The following is a 20,895-nucleotide window of genomic DNA, read 5'->3' on the forward strand; positions in this document are numbered from 1 at the left end:
AGCGAAAGACCGCAATCATACCCACCCAAACCAATCCGGTCAACTACTACTCAACAATAAAACTACCCGCCAAAGCACAAATCCATATCGAAAAAGGAAATGTTTTTATAAGGCAGCCTGAAAAACTGCCAGGCCTACGTGCTTAACACCGCCAGCAAGTCGCGTTTCAAAGCCACTTCTTCGGCAGGATCGGCCAATGCTGCGCTGTACAGCAGGAAGCTGTCTTCGGCCCTATCGGCAAGCGTGCTGATTTTGGCGTGGCGCACGCTGATGCGACGGCGGGCGAACACTTCGCTGATATCGGCCAGCAGATAGGGGCGGTTGACTGCTACCAGCTCCAGCACATACCAATCGGCCTGGCTCGGGTCGGCATTCAGCTCGATATGCGGGGCGATTGGCAGACTGCGGGCGCGGCGGCTTGCTTGGCGTTTGTCTTTCTTTTCGGCAAAACGGCCGGCGAGAAAATCGTCCAACTGTCGCTGCAAAGCAGCCTGAAAACTGCTGCTGTCGCTACCGGCCAGATATTCAGGCAGCCTAACAACGAAAGTATCGAGAATAAAATCGTGCTCGGTAACAAACGCCCGCGCGGCGGCGATGTCCAAATCGTTGCGGCTGAACAGACGACACAGACGAGCAAACAAACCATCAGCATTGGGCATAAACACCACAATCTGCAGCGTTGCCGCATCCAGACTGCGGATGCCCGCTACCGCATTGTCCATGCCCTTTTGCGGCAGCACTTGCAGATGCCACAAAATTTCTTCCGGCTCATGGCGCACAAAATAAGCATCGCCCAGCGTGCGGCAGACGGAACGGATTTCGCGCTCGCTTTTCCCCTGCTCGGCCAATGCCGCCAATGCCATTGCGCGACGGCGGCTGCCCATGCTTTCGCGGCTGCCGGACTCGCCGGACAACCGGCGCAAAGCAGCCTGAAAAAGCTGTTTGAGCAGTTGGTCTTTCCACGAATTCCAGATTTTCGGGTTGGTTCCGCAAATATCCGCCACCGTCAGCAGATACAGCGCGCGCAAACGCTGTGGCGTACGCACGCGGCGGCAGAAGCGCTCGACTGTTTCCGGATCTTGGATGTCCTCTTTTTGCGCCACCGACGACATCAGCAGATGATCCTCCACCAGCCACACCAGCAGTTCGCACTCATCAGCGCTCAAGCCATGGTCGGCGGCGAAACGTCGGGCATCTTCCATGCCCAGTTTTGCGTGATCGCCGTTGCGGCCTTTGGCGATATCGTGAAACAGCGCCGCCAGATACAGCAGCCATTTGGGTTCAAACGCGTGCATCAGGGCGCTGGCAAACGGCATCTCGTGGCTGTATTCCTCCAATGCCAGCCGCCGCAGCTTGGCCAGCACCGTCAGAATATGGTCGTCAACCGGATAAACATGAAACAAATCGTGCTGCAGCAGCCCGACAATCGCTTTCCAACCCGGTAGATAGCGCGCCAGCACGCCGTATAGATTGAGAAAGCGCATGATTTTGCTCAGATTGGCGCCGGTTTGGAAAAAATCCAAAAAACGGGCGCGGTTGGCGGGATCGGCGTAAAAACCCTCGTCCAGCGACTGCACCGCCGCCCACCACGCCCGCAGTGTTTTCGGCGCCATGCCTTCCACCGCGCCGTTGCGCTGCCAGCGCGACACCACGCCGAAAATCTCCTGCGGCCGTTTCTCAAACAACTTCAAATCGCGCACGGCAATCTGCTTACCCAGCAAATAATAGTCGGCGTCGATTTCGCCCACCACCCGCGGCAGCGCCGAATACACCCGACCGCGCAGCATCGGAATCAGAATGCCGTTGAGCTGGATAACGGTTTTCACCGTGCGGTAAAAGCCGTGCATCAGCTTTTCCACCGCCGCCTGCCGTTCCAAATCGGGATAACGGCGGCAGCCGATTTCAGCCTGCAAATCGAATACCAGCCGCTCTTCGGCACGGCCGGCAGCCAGATGTAGATCAATACGCAGCCGCGCCAACTCGCGGTGGCAGCTGCGCAGCAGGCCGGCTTCGATGCGGGTGATGATGCGCCGGTGCATCAGCGCGTAAAAACCGGTTTGCAGCCCCTGCACCTGCGCCAGCCACATCATGGTGTGTAAATCGCGCAGACCGCCGCTGCCGTTTTTCACGTCCGGCTCCAAAACCAGCGCCGGCCGGCGGGCGTGGCGGCGCTGCATTTCTACCAGCTTGGCTTCGACAAAAGCCGCGGTGTCGCGCTGCGCGTCCAGCTGTTGGCGCAAACGCTGCGCCAGCGCTTCTTCGCCGCACAGCAGTCGTGCTTCGAGAAAAGCGGTGTCGGCCGAAACATCCTGCGCGGCGGCGGCGCACAGCTGTTTCAGGCTGCCTGACTTCAAAGCCGGCGCCAAACCCATATCCCACAAAGCCTGCACGAAGCCGGCAATCCGGTTTTCGTCTTCTGCCGACAATTCTGCGGGCGCCACCAGCGCCAAATCCAAATCGGAATGCGGATAGACTTCGCCGCGGCCGAAACCGCCCACCGCCAGCAGGCAGTAAGGACAGCCTGAAAAATACTGCTGCCACAGCTTGGCCAGCAGCGCTTCCAAAGCCGCGCCGTAACGGCGGAAAAACGCCTGCGGGTCGCCGTTGCCGCGGTATTGCGCCAGCGCCGCTTCTTTTTCGCGCATCAGTTCCTGCCGCATCTTGTGCTCCCTATCGTTTCTTGTTTTTTACGCTGCCGGTCATTCAAGGCAGCCTGAAAAGCGGTTTGGGCGTTTTCAGGCTGCCTGCCGCTTTCAGGCTGCTTTGCGGACGGCCGCGGCGAATGCGGCGATTTTTGCCGCGTCTTTAATGCCCGCCGCCGCTTCCACCCCGCCGGAAACGTCCACCGCCGGCGCACGGCTGGCGGCAAGCGCGGCGGCAACGTTTTGCGGCGTCAGCCCGCCGGCCAACACCCAGTTTTGTCCCAAATCTTGCGGCAGCAGCGACCAGTCGAAACTGCGGCCGGTGCCGCCGTACTCGCCTTCAACATAAGCATCGAGCAACAGCGCGCGGGCATCGGGATAGGCGGCTTGGGCGCGGCAGATGTCGTCGGCCGAGCGCACGCGCACCGCTTTCAGATAAGGACGGCCGAAACGGCGACAGTAAGCAGCGTCTTCATCGCCGTGAAACTGCAGCAGATCGAGCGGCACGCTGTCGAGCACGCGGCGGACTTCGTCGGCGCCGGCATTGACAAACAAGCCCACCGCCGACACAAACGGCGGCAGCGCGGCCACGATTTCCCGTGCCCGCGCGGCATCGACGCAACGCTTGCTGCCGGCAAAAAACACCAGCCCCACCGCGTCGGCGCCGGCGGCCGCGGCGGCAAGCGCGTCTTCCACCCGCGTGATGCCGCAGATTTTGATTCTTACCCGATTCATATTCGATTCCTTGCGGCAGCGGCTTTCAGGCTGCCTGAAAAAATTGTCGCCAATAAAACAGCGGCGGTGCCGTACACGCACCGCCGCTTGGCTTGGGAGCAACCGCCCGCCCAGCGGCGGCAGCCGGAATTACAGTTCTTCGTCGAATTCGCTGTCGTAGCCGCGCTCTTCAGAGCAAGGCTGCTTCGGCAGCGGCGGCAGACGGCGCAACCGCCGCCACACGTTCACACTCAAACCGCATGCCAGCAGCGCCAGCAGGTCAAAGGCAAGGCTCAGCGCAAAACCGTCAAACTGGCCGCCGAAAGCGACAGACAGCCGCAGCGGCAGGTTCAGATCAAAACTCAGCTTCCAGCCGCTGTTTGTCGTAACGGAAAAACCGAAGGCAAAGAGCAGATACAGCAGCGCCAGCAGCAAAAAGGCCTTGCTGCGGGCATGGGCGCAGTGCCACAGCACAACGGCAAACACCACGCCGGCCGCCAGATTTTGCGCCAGCACCGGCAGCGGCACCGGCTGCCACAGCGCCAGCAGCATCACAGCGAAAATCATTACCGTTTGCGCAATGCCGAACCACAGGCTCAGCTTGCCGCTGCGGCCGAGACGGTGGTAGCCGGCCTTGAGCGGCGGCTCGCAGTCCTGCGGCGGCAGGTGGGGATGATCGTGAAGTTGCGGGCTAGGCATGGCGGTTTCCTGTTGCGAATACCGGCTTGCGTGCTTTCAGGCTGCCTGAAGGTGCGAAACGCGGCATCAGAAGGGAATGTCGTCGTCGATATCTTCCACCGGCGCGGCAGGCGCGGGCGCGGCCTGGCGGCGCGGTGCGGGCGGCGGTTCGCTGCTGTGGTTTTGCTGCGGCGGGGCGTACTGCTGGGCAGGCTGCTGGTAGCCGCCCTGGTCGTCGTAATTGCCGCCACCACCGGAAGCGTTGCGGCTGCCGAGCATTTTCATTTCGTTGGCAACGATGTCGTAGGCGGTACGCTCGATGCCGTCTTTGCCGGTGTATTTGCGGCTTTGGATGCGGCCTTCGATATAAACCTGGCTGCCCTTTTTCAGATACTGGCCGGCGATTTCGGCCAGACGGCGGTACATGGTGATGTTGTGCCACTCGGTGCGCTCCTGGCGCTGGCCGCTCTGGCGGTCGTTCCAGGTTTCGGAAGTGGCGATGGAAAAATTGCACACCGCTTCGCCGTTGGGCATGTAGCGCACTTCGGGATCACGGCCGAGATTGCCGATCAGGATGACTTTGTTTAAAGACATATCAAGCTCCGGTTAAGATTTTTTGCAGGGGTTCTTCGTCAAAATGCTGTAGCACTTTGACAAACAGGGTTTCGCCGTCTTCGCTGAAGCTGACTGCTTCCACGCCGGCCAAAGCGGCGACACGGCTTTTCAGGCTGCCCAAGTCGCCGCGGTGCTCGGGCGGCAGCACCAGCATCAGGTTGCGTACCGGCTTGGGCGCCGGCGCGGCAAGGGCGACGGCCAGCCACAGCAGAGTCAGCGCCAGCGAAAAGAGAAACACGCCGCCAAAGCCGAAATGGCGGAACAGCACCCCGCCCACCGAGCCGCCGACAAACACGCCGACCGACTGGGCGGTGTTGTACACGCCCATCGCCGTGCCTTTCAGATCGACCGGCGCCACTTTCGACACAATCGACGGCAGGCTGGCTTCAAGAATATTGAAGCCGACGAAATACACCGCCAGCGCCGCGCCGATGGCCAACAGCGAAGCGATGCCAAAATACATGCCCGCCAGTCCGACGGCAATCAGCAGGATGCCCGCCACAAACACCGCTTTCATTTTATTGCGCGTTTCGGCAAGGATGATGGCCGGCACCATCAGCACCAGCCCCAGCAGCACCGCCGGCAGATACAGCATGCCGTGCGACGTGCGCGCCAGACCCAGCCCTTCGGTCACCGTCGGCAGGCTGGCGAAAATCGCCATCATCACCGCCTGCAGGGCGAAAATGCCGAAGTTCAGCTGCATCAGCAGGCGGTTTTTCAGCACTTCGCTGATGCGCGAAGGCTGGGTATCGGCGTCTTGGCGCAGCTTGCTCACGGTCGGATTGGGTGTAACCAGCGCCACCACCGCCACCGCCGCCAGGCACAGAAAACCGGTCAGCGCAAACAGGCCGGGCACGCCGACAAAACGGGTCAGCACCGGCCCCAGCACCATGCTGGCGGCAAAGGTCAGGCCAATGGTCAGCCCCACCGACGCCATAGCGCGGGTGCGAACTTCTTCGCGGGTCAGATCCGCCAGCAGCGCGGTAACCGCAGCGCTTACCGCCCCCGCACCCTGCACCGCGCGGCCGATAATCAGCAGGGTAACGTTGTCGGCCATCGCCGACAGGAAACTGCCCAGCGCAAACACCGCCAACCCGAGATAAATCACTTTTTTGCGGCCGAAGCGGTCGGAAGCGATGCCCAGCGGCAGCTGCAGCAGCGCCTGGGTAAAACCGTAAACGCCGATAGCCAACCCGCCGGCCGCCGCGGTGCCGCCCAGCCCCGCCGCATGGGGCGAGAGCACCGGCAGAACCAGAAACATGCCCAGCATCCGCAATGCGTAAACGCCGGCCAGCGAAATGCTGGCGCGCCATTCGTGCGCCAGCAGGGGGATTTTGTTGTGCTTTCTTTTCGACATGGTTTTTTGCTTGATGGTTGGTGTGTTCGGACAGCCGCCGCCTTTCAGGCAGCCTGAAACGGCAAACCGGCAGACGCGGCGGATTATATAGCAAACCGCAAGGCGGTGGCGGGTAGCCTGAGAACATCCGGCAAAACCGGCGCCGGCCGGTCTTTCAGGCTGCCTTGCCGTCCGAAAAAGCAGCCTGAAAAGCGGATTGGACGTTTTCAGGCCGCCTGAACGCACCCCAAAACGCCGATTAAAGATTTTTAGAAAAACGGGCTGGCTTTGACCAGGCAGGCGATATGGGTTTTGGCGCAGGCGGCGAGCGAGGGCAGGTTATATCCGCCTTCCAGCAGCGACACGATGCGGCCTTTGGCGTGGCGGTTGGCAATCAGCATGATTTTTTTGGTCAGCCACTCGTAGTCTTCTTCCACCAGATTCAGATGGCCGAGCGCATCGTCGCGGTGGGCGTCGAAACCGGCAGAGAGCAGGATAAACTGCGGCTGGAAGTTGGCCAGCCGCGGCAGCCAGTGGGCGCGCACGGCGTCGCGGAACTCATTGCTGCCGTCGCCCGCTTTCAGCGGGGTATTGACCACATTGGGATTGCTGCCCTGAAAATCGGTGCCGCTGAAAGGGTACAGCGGCGATTCGAAAGACGACAGCAGCATCACCCGCGGGTCGTCGCGGAAAATGTCTTCGGTGCCGTCGCCGTGGTGCAGGTCGAAATCAAGAATCGCCACCCGCTGCAGGCGGTAAGCGGCGATGGCGTGCATCGCGGCAATCGCGGCGTTGTTGAGAAAGCAAAAACCGCTGGCCTTGTCGGCATGGGCGTGATGGCCGGGCGGGCGCACCGCGCAAAACGCGTTTTTCGCCTGCTTGCGCATCACCATATCGACCGCCTTGACCGCGGCGCCGGCGGCAAAACGGGCGGCAGGCAGGGTATCGGCGCACAGATAGGTGTCTTCGCTGATTTTGACGCTGCCGGAAGTCGGCACCTTACTCTCAAGGAAAAACAGATAGTTGCGGCTGTGCACCCGCGCCAGCTGCACGTCGGCCACTTCCGGCGCGCGCACCTTTTGCAGCAGCGGCCACAGCCGCGCCTTTTTCAGCGCCTGCTCAATTACGCGGATACGGTCGGGGCTTTCGGGATGGCCGGCGGCGGCAAAATAGGCGCCGCACTCGGGGGCGTACACCCAGGCGGTGCGCCCCTTGAATCCCAACAGCCGCCACAGCCGCGCGCGCCAGAAACGCAGATAGCGCAGCATGCGGCTGACAAACAGCGGGGTTTTGACAGATTTGGAAGACATGCCAGTCGTTCGCCTGCCGTTTTCAGGCTGCCTGAAAACGGCGTTTACACTAAAAAAACAGTTGGAAACAAAACAAAAAGAAAAACGGCTGCCCGCCGCGGCAGGCAGCCTGAAAACGAATCTTGCGGCGCCAACACTCAAGCGCTGCGGCGGCGTTCGATTTCAACGCCGGTTTCGCGCACCGCCGGCAAGATGCCGGGCTTGACGATGCGCACCCGCACCCATTGCGCGCCAAAATCGTCCAGCACCAGCTGTGCCAGATACTCGGCCAGCGTTTCCAAAAGCAGAAAGTCGCGCCCCGCCAATTCGCGGCGCACGGTCTCGCACACTTCGCCGTAATGGACGGTATCGGCGATGTCGTCGGCCAGCGTTGCCCGCTCGGGCATGCCGATGTCCAAATCCATCGTCAGCGCCTGCGTCTGCTGGCGCTCCCAGGCGTAAACGCCGATCAGCGTTTCCACCCTCATTCCGTGCAGGAAAATTTTGTCCATCTGATTAAGTTCCGTTAAAATGCGCGGCCATTGTAAACGAAAAACGGAAGCGCCCGATATGTTCCTGCTGCAACTTCTAATTGTCCTGGCCGCCTACCTGATCGGCTCGCTGTCGGCGGCCATTATTGTGTCCGGCAAACTCAATATGTCAGACCCGCGCACCTACGGCTCGGGCAACCCCGGCGCCAGCAATATGCTGCGCAGCGGCCGCAAAGACGCCGCCGCCCTTACCCTGCTGGGCGACGCGTTCAAAGGATTTGCGGCGGTAATCATCGCCCGCGCTTTTGCCGGCTGGCTGGACTGGGATCCGGGCACCGTTGCCTGGGCGGCAATCGCGGTGGTGGTCGGCCATATGTGGCCGGTGTTCTTCGGCTTCAAAGGCGGCAAGGGCGTGGCCACCGCATTGGGCGTGCTGCTGGCGCTGGAGCCTTGGGTCGCTTTCTGGTGCCTGCTGGTGTGGGCGGTGATTGCCTTTAAGTTTAAAAAATCCTCGCTGGCCGCGCTGGTCGCCGCCGCCATCTCGCCGTTTGCCGGCTTTATCTTGATGGACCACCCCTCTTGGGGCTGGGCAACCTGCCTGATTGCGGCGCTGGTGCTCTACCGCCACCGCAGCAACATCTCCCGCTTAAGCAGCGGCAAAGAGCCGGCCATCGGCGAAAAAGCGCAGCCGCTGCAAAACGGCCAAGTCCAAACCGCAAAGCAGCCTGAAAACTCCGAAAGCGGCCGTTAAACCGCTTCCCGTTCAGGCAGCCTTTTTCAGGCTGCCTGAACTGTCTTTCCCGCCTTAAAGGCAGCCTGAAAACCAAGTTTCGCAAACCATGAGCACACGCACCCTGCAGCAGTGGCTGCAACATCTGGAAACCGCCCATGCCGCCGGCACCATCGACATGGGGCTCGAGCGCGTCGGCCGCGTGAAAGACGCCATGCGGCTTCAGCCGCGCTGTCCGGTGATTATTGTCGGCGGCACCAACGGCAAAGGTTCGGTGTGCGCCTTTTTGTCGCGCATCTACACCGAAGCCGGCTTCAAAACCGGCACCCTGACCAGCCCACACCTGCACCTCTTCAACGAACGGATTACCGTCAACTGCGAACCGGTGGCCGACGATGCCATCACCGCCGCTTTCGAGCGTATCGAAAGCGCGCGCGGCGAAACTTCGCTCACCTATTTTGAATTCAACACCCTGGCCGCCGTCGATATCTTTCTGCGCGAAAACGTCGATGTGATGATTCTGGAAGTCGGCCTGGGCGGGCGCTTGGACGCGGTAAACGTGTTCGACGGCGACTGCACCGTCATCACTTCCGTCGATCTCGACCACCAGGCCTATCTGGGCGACAGCATCGACAGCATCGCCCGCGAAAAAGCCGGCATCCTGCGCCCGAAGGTGCCCGCCGTTTGCGGCCAAACCCCGCCGCCGGCACTGGTTTCCTGCGCCGAGAATATCGGCGCACCGCTGCTGCTGCCCAAGCGCGATTTCGATTTTGCCAAACTCGAACAGCAGCAATGGTCTTTCCGCTTCCATCCGGCCGAAGGCAGCCTGAAAGCCGCGCCGCGCAACCGCAATTCGCTGCCGATTCCCGCCCTGCGCGGCGGCTACCAGCTCGGCAACGCCGCCTGTGCGCTGGCGGTAGTCGAATGCCTGTTTGAGAGGCTGCCCGCCGACATCGGCGCCATCAAACGCGGCCTGCTCCTGGTGGAAAACCCCGGCCGTTTCCAAGTACTGCCCGGCCGGCCGCTGGTGGTGCTGGACGTCGGCCACAATCCGCACGCCGCCCGCGCCCTGCGCCAAAGCCTGATGGCGCTGCCCTTCGCCCAAAACCGCACCGCCGTGTTCAGCATGCTGGCCGATAAGGACATCGACACCGTTATCGAAACCGTCAAAGACCAGTTTGACGAATGGTTCGCCGCGCCGCTGAACGTGCCGCGCGGCATGAGCGCCACCGCCGTTGCCGCCAAACTGCGCGCGCACGGCATCAGCGCGGTGCAGGAATACGACAGCGTTGAAGCCGCCTGCCGCAGCGCCTTATCCCGCGCCAGCGAAAATGATAGAATCACCGTCTTCGGCTCATTCCACACCGTAGCCGAAGCCGGCACCGTCTGCCGCTGAACGCAGGCAGCCTGAAAACCCGAAAACGCCCCGCAGCCCCCATCCCCAAGCAAGGATTCTGCCATGAGCCAGCAAGAACAAGACCCCATCAACGAATACGAAGAAGTCAAATCGCAAAACCGCCGCCGGCTGATCGGCGGCGGCGCGCTGGCTTTGGTGGCCGGCGCCCTGATCGCCTCCGCCATCAGCAACTCTTCGCAGGAAGAAAAAGCGCCGGTGATGGCCGAAGCCCCTGCCAAAGCCAAAAAGCCCGACGTCCTCACCCCGCCCGGCAGCCCGCAGCCCGCCAATACCCAAACCGCCTCGGCAGAGCAGCCTGAAAACGCCAACAGCCGCAGCCGCACCGCAGCCGCTTTCCCGGACGAAAACGGCGCCGTCAAACCGGTACCGACCTTGGCACAGGGCAACGAACTGCCCGCCGAAAAACCGAGCATCGACGATCGGCAGCGCCATGAAGCGCGCGAAAAAGCACGCGCCGAGCAAGCCGAAGAGCGCGACCTGATGCTGGCACGCGAGCGCGAGCAGCAGCGCATCAAAGCCGAAGAGCGCAAAAAACGCCGCGAAGAGGCCGAGCGCAAAAAAGCCGAAGAACGTCTGGCCAGAGAGGAAGAAGCCAGACGGCAGGCTGAAAAACAGCGCGAACAGGAAATCGCCGATGCCGCCCGCCGCCGCAAAGCGCAGGCCATCATCGACCAGCAGGAAGCCGAGCGCGCCGCCAAACAGCGTGCGATTGCCGAGAAAGCCCGCCAGGCGCAGAGCGAAGCCGAGCAAAACCGCCGCACCGAGCGTGAAAGACTGGCCAAGCGCCGCGAAGAGCAGGAGCGCCGCGCCGAAAAAGAACATATCGAAAAAGAACGCCGCGCCAAAGAGCAGGCCGCCGAACGCAACCGCGAAGCGGAACGCAAGCGCGCCGCCGAACGCGATGCCGATGCGAAAAAACGTGCTGCCGAACGCGAGCTCGATGCCGAGAAAAAACGCATCACCGAGCGCGAAGCCGAACGCAAACGCCAGCAGGAGCGAGAAGCCGCCAAACGGCAGCCTGAAAAACGCGCCGAAGCAAAACCCGAAGCGAAAAAAGACGCGCCCGTCCGCGCCGTGGTACAGGCCGGCGCCTACCGCGACAAAGAGCAGGCCCGCAAAGTCCAGCAGCAGCTCAGAGGCATGAACTACGACGCCCATCTGGAAGAAGTCAAAACCGACAAAGGCACGGTTTACCGCGTCAAAACCGGCACTTTCCCCAATAAGGAAGCCGCCGGCAAAGCGCTGGACAAAATCCAGAGCCGCGGCATTGCCGGCCGCGTGCTCGAACACAAAAAATAAGTTTCAGGCAGCCTGAAAAGGCTGCCGAACGCTTTTCAGGCTGCCGTTTTCAGGCTGCCCGCAATACAGGCTGACATTATGGAAATGACGGTTTTTGACTGGTCGGTACTCGCCACCATCGCCGCATTTGTGCTGTTTTCGGCATGGCGCGGCTTTGCCGTTGAAGTTCTGAACCTCGCCGGCTGGGTGGTTTCGCTGGTGCTGGCGCGGCTGCTGGCGGTGAGCGTGGCCGAAACCCTGCTCTCGTCGATGCGCCCGCATGCGATGGCGGTGGTGGTCGGCTTTATCGGCGTGTTCGTTGCCTGTCGCTTCGGCCACGCCTTGCTGGGCAAACTGCTGACTGGCGCCATCGAAAAAAGCCCGCTCAACGCCACCAACCGCCTGCTGGGCGCGGCAGTGGGCGCGGTTAAAGGCACCATCGTCGTTACCCTGGGCGTGATGCTGCTGTCCTTCACTTCCGCCCCCCGCATGCCCGAATGGCGCGACGCGCCCACCGCCCCCGTTTTCGAAGACCTGGCGCAGATGGCGCTGCCCTACCTGCCCGATTTTCTCGCCCAATATTCGGAGTTTCCCAACCGCGATCCGAACGCGCCCCAGCGCGCCCCGAACAACAAACCCGACCAACCCATCCCCTTGGAGTAAACCCCACATGTGCGGCATTTTAGGATTAGTGGCACACGAACCGGTCAACCAGCTGCTTTATGACGGCCTGCAGATGCTGCAGCACCGCGGCCAGGACGCCGCCGGCATCGTTACTGTCGAGCACGATTCTTTCCACATGCACAAAAACATCGGCATGGTGCGCGACGTATTCCGCACCCGCCACATGCGCGATCTCACCGGCCACGCCGGCATCGCCCACGTGCGCTATCCCACCGCCGGCAATGCCGGCAGCAGCGCCGAAGCGCAGCCGTTTTACGTCAGCTCGCCTTTCGGCATCGTGCTGGCGCACAACGGCAACCTGACCAATACCGCCGAACTGGGCGAAAGCGTCTGCCGTCGCCACCTGCGCCACATCAACACCCAGTCCGATTCCGAAGTGCTGCTCAACGTACTCGCCCACGAGCTGCGGGTGCAGGTCGGCCGCAGCGACAATCCGCAGCGGCTCGAAGTCGGACAGATTTTCAACGCCGTTGCCGAAGTCCAGCGCCAGATCCGCGGCGCCTACGCCGTTGTCGCCCTGATTGCCGGCTACGGCCTGCTCGCTTTCCGCGACCCCTACGGCATCCGCCCGCTGGTACTGGGCAGCCGCACCGACGATACCGGCCGCACCGACTACGCGCTGGCCTCGGAAAACGTGGTGTTCGGCAGTCTCGGCTACCGTCTGGAGCGCGATGTCCGGCCCGGCGAGGCGGTATTCGTCGGCTTTGACGGCACCCTCTCCAGCCGCCTCTGCCACAGCGCCGCCAAACTGTCCCCCTGCCTGTTTGAATACGTTTATTTCGCCCGCCCCGATTCGGTAATCGACGGCGTTTCGGTGTATCAGGCGCGCTGCGACATGGGCGTGGCGCTGGCCGAAACGGTCAAACGCAGCCTGAATCCCGACGAAATCGACGTGGTGATGCCGATTCCCGACACCAGCCGCCCCAGCGCGATGACCCTGGCGCAGCATCTGGGCAAACCCTACCGCGAAGGGCTGATCAAAAACCGCTACATCGGCCGCACCTTCATCATGCCCGGCCAGGCGACGCGCAAAAAATCGGTGCGCCAGAAACTCAGCGCCATCGCCAGCGAATTTGCCGGCAAAAACGTGCTGCTGGTGGACGACTCCATCGTGCGCGGCACCACCAGCCGCGAAATCGTCGAAATGGTGCGCGAAGCCGGCGCCAAAAAAATCTTTTTCGCCTCCGCCGCCCCCGAAGTGCGCTACCCCAATGTGTACGGCATCGACATGCCCACCAGCAGCGAACTGATCGCCCACGGCCGCAATGCCGCAGAAATCGCCCGCGAAATCGGCGCCGACGCCTGCATCTTCCAAGATTTGGACGAACTCAAAGCCCTTATCCTGCGCTTAAATCCGGCCATCGAAGGTTTTGACGACTCCTGCTTCAGCGGCCGCTACATCACCGGCGATGTGGACGAAGCCTATCTGGCCAAACTCGCCCAGCCCGCCCAAAGCACCGGCTCCAGCGCGCCGATGACCGCCGATGCCGGCCTGCGCGTCGGCGGCGGCGACGATTAAACCAAACCGGATTTGAGGCAGCCTGAAAACCTTTTCAGGCTGCCTCAAACGGCAAAAGAAGCGTGTATAATCGCGCCCTTTTATTCCACTGCATGCCGGCTGCAACGCAGCGGCGGCAAGGTTCCCAAACCCCAACCGGATTCACAGAAAGCAGCATTATGGCTTTGATTGTTCAAAAATACGGCGGCACCTCGGTCGGTTCCGTCGAACGGATTAAAAACGTTGCCAAACGGGTGGCCAAAGCCCGCGCCGAAGGGCACGACGTGGTGGTGGTGGTGTCCGCGATGAGCGGCGAAACCAACCGCCTGGTCGCCCTGGCGCAGGAAATTCAGGAAATTCCCGATCCGCGCGAATTCGACGTCATCCTCTCCACCGGCGAGCAGGTAACCATCGGCCTGTTGGCGATGGCGCTCAAAAGCATCGGCGTCGAATCCAAAAGCTACACCGGCTGGCAGGTGGCGCTGAAAACCGACAACGCCCACACCAAAGCCCGCATCGAAGACATCGACGACGCCAAAATGCGCGCCGACTTGCAAGACGGCAAAGTGGTTATCGTTGCCGGCTTCCAAGGCGTGAGCGGCAACGGAGACATCACCACCCTTGGCCGCGGTGGTTCGGACACCTCGGCCGTGGCGCTTGCCGCCGCGCTCAAAGCCGACGAATGCCAAATCTACACCGATGTGGACGGCGTTTACACCACCGACCCGCGCGTGGTACCCGAAGCCCGCCGCATGGAAACCGTTACTTTCGACGAGATGCTCGAACTGGCCAGCCTCGGTTCGAAAGTACTGCAAATCCGCTCGGTGGAATTCGCCGGCAAATACAAAGTCCGCCTGCGCGTACTCAGCAGTCTCACCGAAGGCGGAGACGGAACGTTAATTACTTTTGAGGAAGACCCCAACATGGAAAGAGCCATCGTATCCGGCATCGCATTCGACAAAAACCAGGCGCGCATCAACGTGCGCGGCGTGCCCGACAAACCGGGCATCGCCTATCAAATTCTCGGCACCGTTGCCGATGCCAACATCGAAGTCGATATGATCATCCAGAACGTCGGCACCGAAGGCACCACCGACTTCTCCTTCACCGTGCCGCGCAACGACTACAAAAAAGCGCTGGAAGTGCTGCAGGCGCTGCAGCACACCATCGGCGCGCAGGAAGTCAGCGGCGACGACACCGTATGTAAAGTGTCGATCGTCGGCCTGGGCATGCGCTCGCACGTCGGCGTCGCCTCCAAAATGTTCCGCGCGCTGGCCGCCGACAGCATCAACATTCAGATGATTTCCACTTCCGAAATCAAAGTGTCGGTGCTGATCGACGAGAAATATATGGAACTGGCCACTCGCGTGCTGCACAAAGAATTCGGTTTGGACGCCGCCAAATAAACGGCAGGCAGCCTGAAAACCGCCGGCAATGCTTTCAGGCTGCCTTGCAGAATCGGGCAGCCTGAAAACGGGGCAGGAAGAACAGTCTTCCCGCCCCGTTTTTTTGCAGCTGTTTTTTCAGGCTGCCCCGAACATCCCATCAAGCCAAAATGCGGCATGACATCAGGCAGCCTGAAAGCCGCTTGAATGCTTTTCAGGCTGCCTTTGGGCAAAGGCAGCCTGAAAAATACGGTACACCGCGCAACGGGCTTTATTCGTCGCCCATCTGTTCCAATGCCAGACGGCGCTGGTTCTCGGCTTCGACGCTCTGGCCGGATTCGTCGAGCACTTTGGCCAGAATCAGGCGGGCGGACGGGCTGGGGGCGATGCCGATGCTGGCTTCGAGATAACCCTGCGCCTTGCCCCACAGCTGCTTGTTGTAGGCCAGCTCGCCCAGATACATCAGCAGACGGGCATCGTTGGGGTTGTGCGGCAGCCAGGCATCGGCGGTGTCGATGATTTTGCGCTGCTCTTTGTCGCTCAGATAGCGTACGCTCTCGATCAGCGGCGGCAGCAGGCCGGCCTGATGGTTGAGCGGATAGTATTTGCCTACCCAGGAAACGGCCTGGCGGTACAACCCCAGCTCGGCATAGCGCTCGGCAACCGGCTGGCACAACTCGTCTTCTTTCAACGCATCGGGAATGCGCTTGAGACAGGCTTTCATGCCGGTGGCATCGTCGGCGCTCTGCAGCAGCTTGCGGTAGGCCTGCAGGCTGTATTGGCGGGCGGCGGTGTCGCTGACGGCGCCGGCGCGCACCAGTTTGTCGGTTTTGTCCAAAATCTCCAGCGCATCGCCCTGATCCTGCGCCAAACGCAGCTGCAGGCGCACCAGACGGGTCAGGCGCGGGTTGGTTTGGGCGGCGGCTTTAAGATGGTTGTCGGCAGACACATAGTCTTGCGAGCTGAGCGCGCTTTCGGCCAGCAGCAAATGGCGGGAGAGCTGCTGTTTTTCCGGCAGCTTGGCGATGTCGGCCAGATAGTGCAGGCTGGCTTCGCGGTCGCCGCTCTGATCGGCAGCGTGGGCGGCCAAGAGCAGCGCCAGCACACGGTTGTCGCCGGCTTCTTTGTTGGCCAGCACTTTGGCGGCCTGCTGTTCGGCCTGACGGTATTTGCCTTCAAAATACGCCAAACCAGCGGCATTAAGCGCCTGCGCGGCCTTGCGGCTCTTGCGGCTGGTGCCGAAACGGCTCAAACGGCCGGGGGCACCGAGCAGCGCGGCGAACACGCCCACCAGAATATAAAGCAGCAGCACGCCCAGCAGCAGGCCGACGATAAACAGGTTGAGATTAACCCGCACCAGCAGGGTGTTCACCTGAATGAATACGTTGCCGGTATAAATATTGGACAACAGCGCCAGCCCGATGCCGACGGCAAACAGGACGATAATCCAAATCAGCTGTTTCATGCCTGCGCTCCTTTGGTTTTGGCGTCGGGTTTGGTTTCGGGCTTAGCCTGCGGTTTTTCAGGCTGCCCGCCTTTGCTTTCGTCTTTCGCGGCCGGCTTCGATGCGGCGGCCGGCTCGGAAGCCTTCACTGCGGAAGCGGCCGGCGCGGCGGAAGCAGCCTGAACGCTGTCGGCAGACGCGGGCGCGGAAGCCGGCGGCAGCGGCACATTTTCAGGCAGCACCACCGGCATGGCGGTACGCACGCTGTTTTGGTAATTGCGCACCGCGGCCTGGCTGGCCTTAAGCGCGTCGTCCGACACCATCCGCACTTCCAGCGCCTTGAGTTCGTCCAATTCCTTCAGCCACGCCTGGGTGGTGGGCGACTGCACGTCGAAATACTGTTTGACGGTGGTTTCGACTTTGTTCAAATCGTTCTGGTAAACCTCGCCGTTGTGCTGCAGCAGCGCCAAACGCGCATCCAGCAGGTTTAGGCGCAGGTTTTCGCGCACGAAATACACCTGCTCGGGCGCCAGCAGCATGGCATCGTTGCTGTCGAGATGGCGCACTTCGACCATGCCTTTGAGCATATTGACGCTGTTTTCCCAAGTGCGCGACCAGAAACCGCCGGAATGCACCTGCGCGGCGGGCGCGTTTTGCGTTTTCAGCGTGCTGTCCAACAGCAGCGGCAGGCCGGCGGCGCCGTTTTCCAAGCGGTCAAGCCGCAGCGCGGTGCCGGCCACGTTCAGATAAGGGCGGTTTTTCAGCGCCGCCAAATCCTGGCTGATCGCCTGCTTGATCGGCAGCAATTCAGGCTGCTCGAAACGGCTCAAACGCTGCTCCAAACTCTCCAGCACGTTCACCGCCACCGGCACGTTGCCCGAGAGCACCAGCTGCTGCGACGCCAGATTCAGGGTAACTTCCACTTCGTCCACCAGCCAGTTGACGCGGCCTTTGAGCAGCTCGGTATAGGCGCGATCGACATTGGCCAGCTGCCGGCCGCCCTGCGCCTGCTGCGCTTCGAGCTCTTGGATTTTCGCTTTCAGCGCCTGCTGTTCGCGCAGCGATTCCTGCAGCAGCACGCCGTTTTGGCTCTCGCCCAGCGCCGCCTTGTCCAGCTCGTGGCTGACGCGCGTTTCCTGGTTGCGCAGCACGTTCTGTCCTTCGACAAACAAAAAGCCGCCCACACCCAGCGCAATCAGCGACAACACCAGCGCGCCGGCGGCCAAACCTTTGCCGCCGCCCTTCTGCTGGATCACGATCGGCTGTGCCGCCGCGCCGCCGTCAGCCGTTGCGGCCGGTGCCGCAGCCGGTTCGGGCTGGGTCTGCTTCTGCTCCGGAACGGGTTGTTGGGTGGATTCGCTCATAATGGACACTCCGTCTGATGCCGCGACGCGGCGGGAAAATAAGGATAAAACGGTTAAAACGGCCGCCAAACTTTTCAGGCTGCCTGAAGCCTGCCAAACTGCCCGAAGCAGCCTGAAAACCGTTTCAGGCTGCCCCGAACCGGGCTTTCAGGCTGCCATAAGCGGCAAACGCCGCCGGCAGGTCTGCGACACAAAAAACGCGCGCCATTCCGCGCTCTAACAGGCCGCGGCGGATGCGCTCGTGGTGGGTAAAGTATAACAAGGATTGCGCGCTCTGCGCCAATTCGGCGGGCAGCTGCGCGAGCATGGCATCGGCGCACTGCAGCGCGGTCAGCCATACCGCCTGCGGCGGCGGGTTGCGAAAAAGCTGCCAGTCGAGCGCCAGCGGCGCCAAGCGGTACACCGGCGCAAAATGCGGGCGCAGACCGACAGCGGCCAGCTCGGCAGCCAGATGGCCGCGGCCGCTTTCGCCGCGCACCACCAGCACCTGCGCACCGGCGGGCAGCGTGCGCCATATCGGCAGCCGCGCCGCGCTTTCGCTGTCTTTGCCGGCGGGGTCGAACACCACGTTTTGCGCGCCGGCCGCGTGCAGCGCCGCCGCCGTTGCCGCACCCACCGCCACATGCGGCAGGGCTTTCAGGCTGCCTGAAAACGCCGCCGGCGCGGCAATTTCCACCGCAGTGGGGCTGACCCAAAACGCAGCGGCCGACTGCGCCAGCTGCTGCGGCAGCGCCGCCAGCGCATCAGGCAGCGGCTGCGCTTCCAAAGGCGCAAACGGCACGCCCTGCCAGCCGGCGGCACGGCAGCTCTCCACATCGGCGGCCAGCCGCTGGCGCGGGCGCAGCAACAGCATCCGCGGAGCGGCGTTTTCAGGCTGCCTTTCGGCGGCGGCCATAATGCTTAAAAGCGGAATTCAAAAGAAGCAAAGAAAGGCTCTTGCGGCGCGGCAAACCGCATATTCTGGCGGATTTGCGCTTCGGCGCAGGAAGCGAAACGCTCGTCGCCGCCCTGGCGCCAGGTCTGCATCACGCGGCCGGAGCGGTCGATGGCGGCCACTACGGTAAAGGGCGGCGCGGCTTCGTTTTCGTCGGCAACCACTTCGCCTTCGGGCGTTTCTTCGCCGTAGCCGCAGGCATCAAACGCCAGGCTGACGGCTTCACCGCGCTGCTGGTCGAGCAGTTCGGCCTGGGCGGCGGGCAGCGCGGCCTGCTGCTGCTGCGCCTGCGCCAACGCGCTGTTGAAGTCCATGCCTAAGGCAGCGGCGAGTATAGCTTGTGCAATCATCGGATTTCCTTTTCCGCAGCGGCGGAAGTTTCGTTGAGAATGGCGGCGATCAGTTCGGCTGCGCCGTCGTCGGCCAGTTTTTTAGCAACGGCGCGGCCGAGTGCGTCGGCATAGGCGGCGGGCGCCTGTGCGGATGCGTGCAGCGTGTGCGAGCCGTCGGGATGGCCGACCAGTCCGTACAGGCTCAGCAAACCCTGATCTTCGGTGCAGTAGGCGGCCAGCGGCACTTGGCAGCTGCCGCCCAAAGCCCGCGCCAGCGCCCGTTCGGCGGTTACGCAGGCGGCGGTTTGCGCGTGGTTGAGCGGGGCAAGCACTTCGAGCAGGTCTTGGCGCTCGGCGGCGATTTCGATGCCTAAAGCGCCCTGCCCTGCGGCGGGCAGGCTTTCCTGCGGCGGCAGGATGGCGCGGATACGCTCGTGCAGCCCCAGCCGCTCCAGTCCGGCGGCGGCGAGAATAATCGCGTCGTAATCGCCCTGGTCGAGTTTGGCGAGCCGGGTTTGGACGTTGCCGCGCAGCGGACGCACTTCCAACTGCGGGAAACGGGCGCGCAGCTGGGCTTCGCGGCGCAGGCTGGAAGTGCCGACCACTGCGCCGGCGGGCAGCGCCTGCAGGCTGTCGTAACGGTTGGAAACGAAAGCGTCGAAAGGATTGGCGCGCTCGCTGATGGCGGCCAGCGCGAAACCGGCGGGCAGATCCATCGGCACGTCTTTAATCGAATGGACGGCCAAATCGGCGCGCCCGTCCTGCAGCGCCTGCTCCAGCTCTTTGATAAACAGACCCTTGCCGCCGATTTTGGACAGGGTTTTGTCGAGAATCTGGTCGCCCTGGGTGGTCATGCCCAGAATGCTGACGCGGCATTGCGGATAAAGCGCCTGCAGGCGGTCGCGGACGTATTCGGCCTGCCACATCGCCAGACGGCTCTCGCGGCTGGCAATCACAAGCGTTTGGGGAATATTCATGGCGCAAAACGGGGGTGGGAAAAAGGCGGCAATTCTAACACAGGCCGCTTTTCAGGCTGCCTTTATTCAAGGCTTAAAAAGGGTTTTCAGGCTGCCTGTTGCATACAGGCAGCCTGAAAGCGGGGTTTAGTGTTTGCCAGCGGCGTTGATGGCGATGTGGGTTTCCTGCAGCATCTGGCTGGTGGGGCGGTTGATTAAATCGGCCAGCGTAAAGCCGTCCAGGTGTTGCAGGAAAATCCGCAGGCCGCCGTGCAGCACGTCGGCCAGGCGGCAGTGCGGGGTGATGACGCATTGGTTGTTGCTGCCGAAGCATTCGGCAATCTGCATCGGCTCGATCAGCCGCACCACGTCGCCGACGCGGATTTCTTCGGCGCTTTTGGCCAGCCGCAAACCGCCGCCCTTGCCGCGCACGCTAATCAAAAAGCCGCCTTTGACCAAGGCGGTAACAACTTTCATCAAATGGCTTTTGGAGATTTTGTAGGCCTCGGCGATGGTGCCGATATTGACCAGAACCCCATCGTTTACAGCGGCGTAGATCAATACGCGCATGGCGTAGTCGGTTTGTTGCGTCAGATACATTGTTTGTTGCGGCAAAAAAGTTAAAGTTTCATAATATGGGCATCTTATACGCTCAAATAACAAATAACAAGGAACACCACATCATGAAACCGCTCAAACGCCATCCGGCGCTCACCCAACTGTCGATGGAGCACCACCATACGCTGGCGCTGTGCCTGCGGATTATGCGCGAGCCGGAAAAAAACCACCGCGCCGACATCACCGAACATTTCGTCGATCTCGAACACCATTTTCTCGAAGAAGAAACCCTGTTTGGCCCCTTATGGCACAAGCTGCCCGATGCCGCGCTGCGCGAGCGTTTCGAAGCCGAACACGCCCAGCTGCGGCAGATGATCCGCGAGCCGCGTTTTGACGATGCCGAATGGAACAAGGCCTTCGCCACCCTGCTGCGCAGCCATGCTCGTTTTGAAGAGCGCGAGCTGTTTGAAGCGGTAACCAAACACGCGCTGCCGCCGCCCGATCCGGCGTAAAAACCCTTTCAGGCTGCCTGAAAAAAAACAAACCGAAA

Annotated in this window: 20 protein-coding genes; 7 read left to right on the top strand and 13 right to left on the bottom strand. The window is 61.8% G+C overall.

Translation table 11 applies throughout. The features are described 5' to 3' along the window. Window positions 1-134 precede the first annotated feature (134 nt). The 7 genes from glnD to folB form a co-directional block, all read right to left on the bottom strand. Window positions 135-2,660, bottom strand: a complete 2,526-nt coding sequence (glnD, locus tag OP500_RS09200; protein WP_274070764.1) for a [protein-PII] uridylyltransferase — start codon at window positions 2,658-2,660, stop codon at window positions 135-137. Between the two features lie 93 nt (window positions 2,661-2,753). Next, entirely contained in the window at window positions 2,754-3,431 is a 678-nt protein-coding gene (locus tag OP500_RS09205; RefSeq protein WP_274070808.1) for a phosphoribosylanthranilate isomerase, read from the bottom strand. Between the two features lie 75 nt (window positions 3,432-3,506). Then, entirely contained in the window at window positions 3,507-4,055 is a 549-nt protein-coding gene (locus tag OP500_RS09210) for a hypothetical protein (RefSeq protein ID WP_238747698.1), read from the bottom strand. Window positions 4,056-4,121: 66 nt separating this feature from the next. Then, entirely contained in the window at window positions 4,122-4,628 is a 507-nt protein-coding gene (locus OP500_RS09215; protein ID WP_274070765.1) for a single-stranded DNA-binding protein, read from the bottom strand. Between the two features lies 1 nt (window position 4,629). Beyond that, a complete protein-coding gene (locus OP500_RS09220) occupies window positions 4,630-6,006 on the bottom strand; it encodes an MFS transporter (protein ID WP_274070766.1) in 1,377 nt (458 codons plus the stop codon). A gap of 248 nt (window positions 6,007-6,254) precedes the next feature. Then, window positions 6,255-7,295: a histone deacetylase family protein gene (locus OP500_RS09225; protein ID WP_274070767.1), complete on the bottom strand. Its 1,041-nt coding sequence runs from the start codon at window positions 7,293-7,295 to the stop codon at window positions 6,255-6,257. 137 nt (window positions 7,296-7,432) lie between these two features. After that, on the bottom strand, window positions 7,433-7,786 hold the full coding sequence (gene folB, locus OP500_RS09230) for a dihydroneopterin aldolase (RefSeq protein WP_274070768.1): 354 nt from the start codon (window positions 7,784-7,786) through the stop codon (window positions 7,433-7,435). A 58-nt stretch (window positions 7,787-7,844) separates the two neighbouring features. Between folB and plsY the strand changes: the two genes are divergently transcribed. From plsY to OP500_RS09260, 6 genes are all read left to right on the top strand, one after another. After that, window positions 7,845-8,516 carry a glycerol-3-phosphate 1-O-acyltransferase PlsY gene (gene plsY / locus OP500_RS09235; RefSeq protein ID WP_274070769.1) on the top strand — a complete coding sequence of 224 codons (672 nt, stop codon included), beginning with the start codon at window positions 7,845-7,847 and terminating at the stop codon, window positions 8,514-8,516. 88 nt (window positions 8,517-8,604) lie between these two features. After that, window positions 8,605-9,891 carry a bifunctional tetrahydrofolate synthase/dihydrofolate synthase gene (gene folC, locus OP500_RS09240; protein WP_274070770.1) on the top strand — a complete coding sequence of 429 codons (1,287 nt, stop codon included), beginning with the start codon at window positions 8,605-8,607 and terminating at the stop codon, window positions 9,889-9,891. A gap of 63 nt (window positions 9,892-9,954) precedes the next feature. Further along, complete coding sequence (locus tag OP500_RS09245) at window positions 9,955-11,211, top strand: SPOR domain-containing protein (RefSeq protein ID WP_274070771.1); 1,257 nt, start codon at window positions 9,955-9,957, stop codon at window positions 11,209-11,211. Between the two features lie 78 nt (window positions 11,212-11,289). After that, window positions 11,290-11,853 carry a CvpA family protein gene (locus OP500_RS09250; RefSeq protein WP_274070772.1) on the top strand — a complete coding sequence of 188 codons (564 nt, stop codon included), beginning with the start codon at window positions 11,290-11,292 and terminating at the stop codon, window positions 11,851-11,853. Window positions 11,854-11,860: 7 nt separating this feature from the next. Further along, the gene (purF, locus tag OP500_RS09255; RefSeq protein ID WP_274070773.1) at window positions 11,861-13,393 is read left to right on the top strand and encodes an amidophosphoribosyltransferase; all 1,533 of its coding nucleotides are present in this window, start codon (window positions 11,861-11,863) and stop codon (window positions 13,391-13,393) included. A gap of 158 nt (window positions 13,394-13,551) precedes the next feature. After that, a complete protein-coding gene (locus OP500_RS09260) occupies window positions 13,552-14,778 on the top strand; it encodes an aspartate kinase (protein ID WP_274070774.1) in 1,227 nt (408 codons plus the stop codon). Window positions 14,779-15,028: 250 nt separating this feature from the next. Here the strand turns inward: OP500_RS09260 and OP500_RS09265 are convergent, their stop codons facing one another. The 6 genes from OP500_RS09265 to OP500_RS09290 form a co-directional block, all read right to left on the bottom strand. Next, window positions 15,029-16,222: a heme biosynthesis HemY N-terminal domain-containing protein gene (locus tag OP500_RS09265; RefSeq protein WP_274070775.1), complete on the bottom strand. Its 1,194-nt coding sequence runs from the start codon at window positions 16,220-16,222 to the stop codon at window positions 15,029-15,031. After that, window positions 16,219-17,565 (bottom strand): uroporphyrinogen-III C-methyltransferase, encoded by a 1,347-nt coding sequence (locus tag OP500_RS09270; protein WP_274070776.1) that lies wholly within the window; start codon window positions 17,563-17,565, stop codon window positions 16,219-16,221. Before OP500_RS09270 ends, OP500_RS09265 begins: the two co-directional genes overlap by 4 nt. Window positions 17,566-17,689: 124 nt before the next feature. Continuing rightward, complete coding sequence (locus OP500_RS09275) at window positions 17,690-18,460, bottom strand: uroporphyrinogen-III synthase (protein ID WP_238747674.1); 771 nt, start codon at window positions 18,458-18,460, stop codon at window positions 17,690-17,692. 5 nt (window positions 18,461-18,465) lie between these two features. Beyond that, complete coding sequence (locus tag OP500_RS09280; protein ID WP_238747672.1) at window positions 18,466-18,849, bottom strand: hypothetical protein; 384 nt, start codon at window positions 18,847-18,849, stop codon at window positions 18,466-18,468. Then, the gene (hemC, locus tag OP500_RS09285; protein WP_238747670.1) at window positions 18,846-19,808 is read right to left on the bottom strand and encodes a hydroxymethylbilane synthase; all 963 of its coding nucleotides are present in this window, start codon (window positions 19,806-19,808) and stop codon (window positions 18,846-18,848) included. Before hemC ends, OP500_RS09280 begins: the two co-directional genes overlap by 4 nt. Before the next feature lie 126 nt (window positions 19,809-19,934). Further along, window positions 19,935-20,387 carry an RrF2 family transcriptional regulator gene (locus tag OP500_RS09290; RefSeq protein ID WP_238747668.1) on the bottom strand — a complete coding sequence of 151 codons (453 nt, stop codon included), beginning with the start codon at window positions 20,385-20,387 and terminating at the stop codon, window positions 19,935-19,937. An 83-nt stretch (window positions 20,388-20,470) separates the two neighbouring features. On the opposite strand from OP500_RS09290, the gene OP500_RS09295 reads away from it, so the two are divergent. Beyond that, entirely contained in the window at window positions 20,471-20,857 is a 387-nt protein-coding gene (locus tag OP500_RS09295) for a hemerythrin domain-containing protein (RefSeq protein ID WP_238747666.1), read from the top strand. The last annotated feature ends 38 nt before the right edge of the window (window positions 20,858-20,895 follow it).

Origin of the sequence: Kingella sp. SNUBH-2017 (assembly GCF_028680565.1) — a bacterium.
Lineage (GTDB): Bacteria > Pseudomonadota > Gammaproteobacteria > Burkholderiales > Neisseriaceae > Kingella_D > Kingella_D pumchi.

What these genes read in the sequence shown, in the direction of transcription:
- glnD (WP_274070764.1), bottom strand. Translation starts at nt 2,660, where the DNA reads ATGCGGCAGGAACTGATGCGCGAAAAAGAAGCGGCGCTGGCGCAATAC.
- OP500_RS09210 (WP_238747698.1), bottom strand. Translation starts at nt 4,055, where the DNA reads ATGCCTAGCCCGCAACTTCACGATCATCCCCACCTGCCGCCGCAGGAC.
- OP500_RS09215 (WP_274070765.1), bottom strand. Translation starts at nt 4,628, where the DNA reads ATGTCTTTAAACAAAGTCATCCTGATCGGCAATCTCGGCCGTGATCCC.
- OP500_RS09220 (WP_274070766.1), bottom strand. Translation starts at nt 6,006, where the DNA reads ATGTCGAAAAGAAAGCACAACAAAATCCCCCTGCTGGCGCACGAATGG.
- OP500_RS09225 (WP_274070767.1), bottom strand. Translation starts at nt 7,295, where the DNA reads ATGTCTTCCAAATCTGTCAAAACCCCGCTGTTTGTCAGCCGCATGCTG.
- folB (WP_274070768.1), bottom strand. Translation starts at nt 7,786, where the DNA reads ATGGACAAAATTTTCCTGCACGGAATGAGGGTGGAAACGCTGATCGGC.
- plsY (WP_274070769.1), top strand. Translation starts at nt 7,845, where the DNA reads ATGTTCCTGCTGCAACTTCTAATTGTCCTGGCCGCCTACCTGATCGGC.
- folC (WP_274070770.1), top strand. Translation starts at nt 8,605, where the DNA reads ATGAGCACACGCACCCTGCAGCAGTGGCTGCAACATCTGGAAACCGCC.
- OP500_RS09245 (WP_274070771.1), top strand. Translation starts at nt 9,955, where the DNA reads ATGAGCCAGCAAGAACAAGACCCCATCAACGAATACGAAGAAGTCAAA.
- OP500_RS09250 (WP_274070772.1), top strand. Translation starts at nt 11,290, where the DNA reads ATGGAAATGACGGTTTTTGACTGGTCGGTACTCGCCACCATCGCCGCA.
- purF (WP_274070773.1), top strand. Translation starts at nt 11,861, where the DNA reads ATGTGCGGCATTTTAGGATTAGTGGCACACGAACCGGTCAACCAGCTG.
- OP500_RS09260 (WP_274070774.1), top strand. Translation starts at nt 13,552, where the DNA reads ATGGCTTTGATTGTTCAAAAATACGGCGGCACCTCGGTCGGTTCCGTC.
- OP500_RS09265 (WP_274070775.1), bottom strand. Translation starts at nt 16,222, where the DNA reads ATGAAACAGCTGATTTGGATTATCGTCCTGTTTGCCGTCGGCATCGGG.
- OP500_RS09270 (WP_274070776.1), bottom strand. Translation starts at nt 17,565, where the DNA reads ATGAGCGAATCCACCCAACAACCCGTTCCGGAGCAGAAGCAGACCCAG.
- OP500_RS09275 (WP_238747674.1), bottom strand. Translation starts at nt 18,460, where the DNA reads ATGGCCGCCGCCGAAAGGCAGCCTGAAAACGCCGCTCCGCGGATGCTG.
- OP500_RS09280 (WP_238747672.1), bottom strand. Translation starts at nt 18,849, where the DNA reads ATGATTGCACAAGCTATACTCGCCGCTGCCTTAGGCATGGACTTCAAC.
- hemC (WP_238747670.1), bottom strand. Translation starts at nt 19,808, where the DNA reads ATGAATATTCCCCAAACGCTTGTGATTGCCAGCCGCGAGAGCCGTCTG.
- OP500_RS09290 (WP_238747668.1), bottom strand. Translation starts at nt 20,387, where the DNA reads ATGTATCTGACGCAACAAACCGACTACGCCATGCGCGTATTGATCTAC.
- OP500_RS09295 (WP_238747666.1), top strand. Translation starts at nt 20,471, where the DNA reads ATGAAACCGCTCAAACGCCATCCGGCGCTCACCCAACTGTCGATGGAG.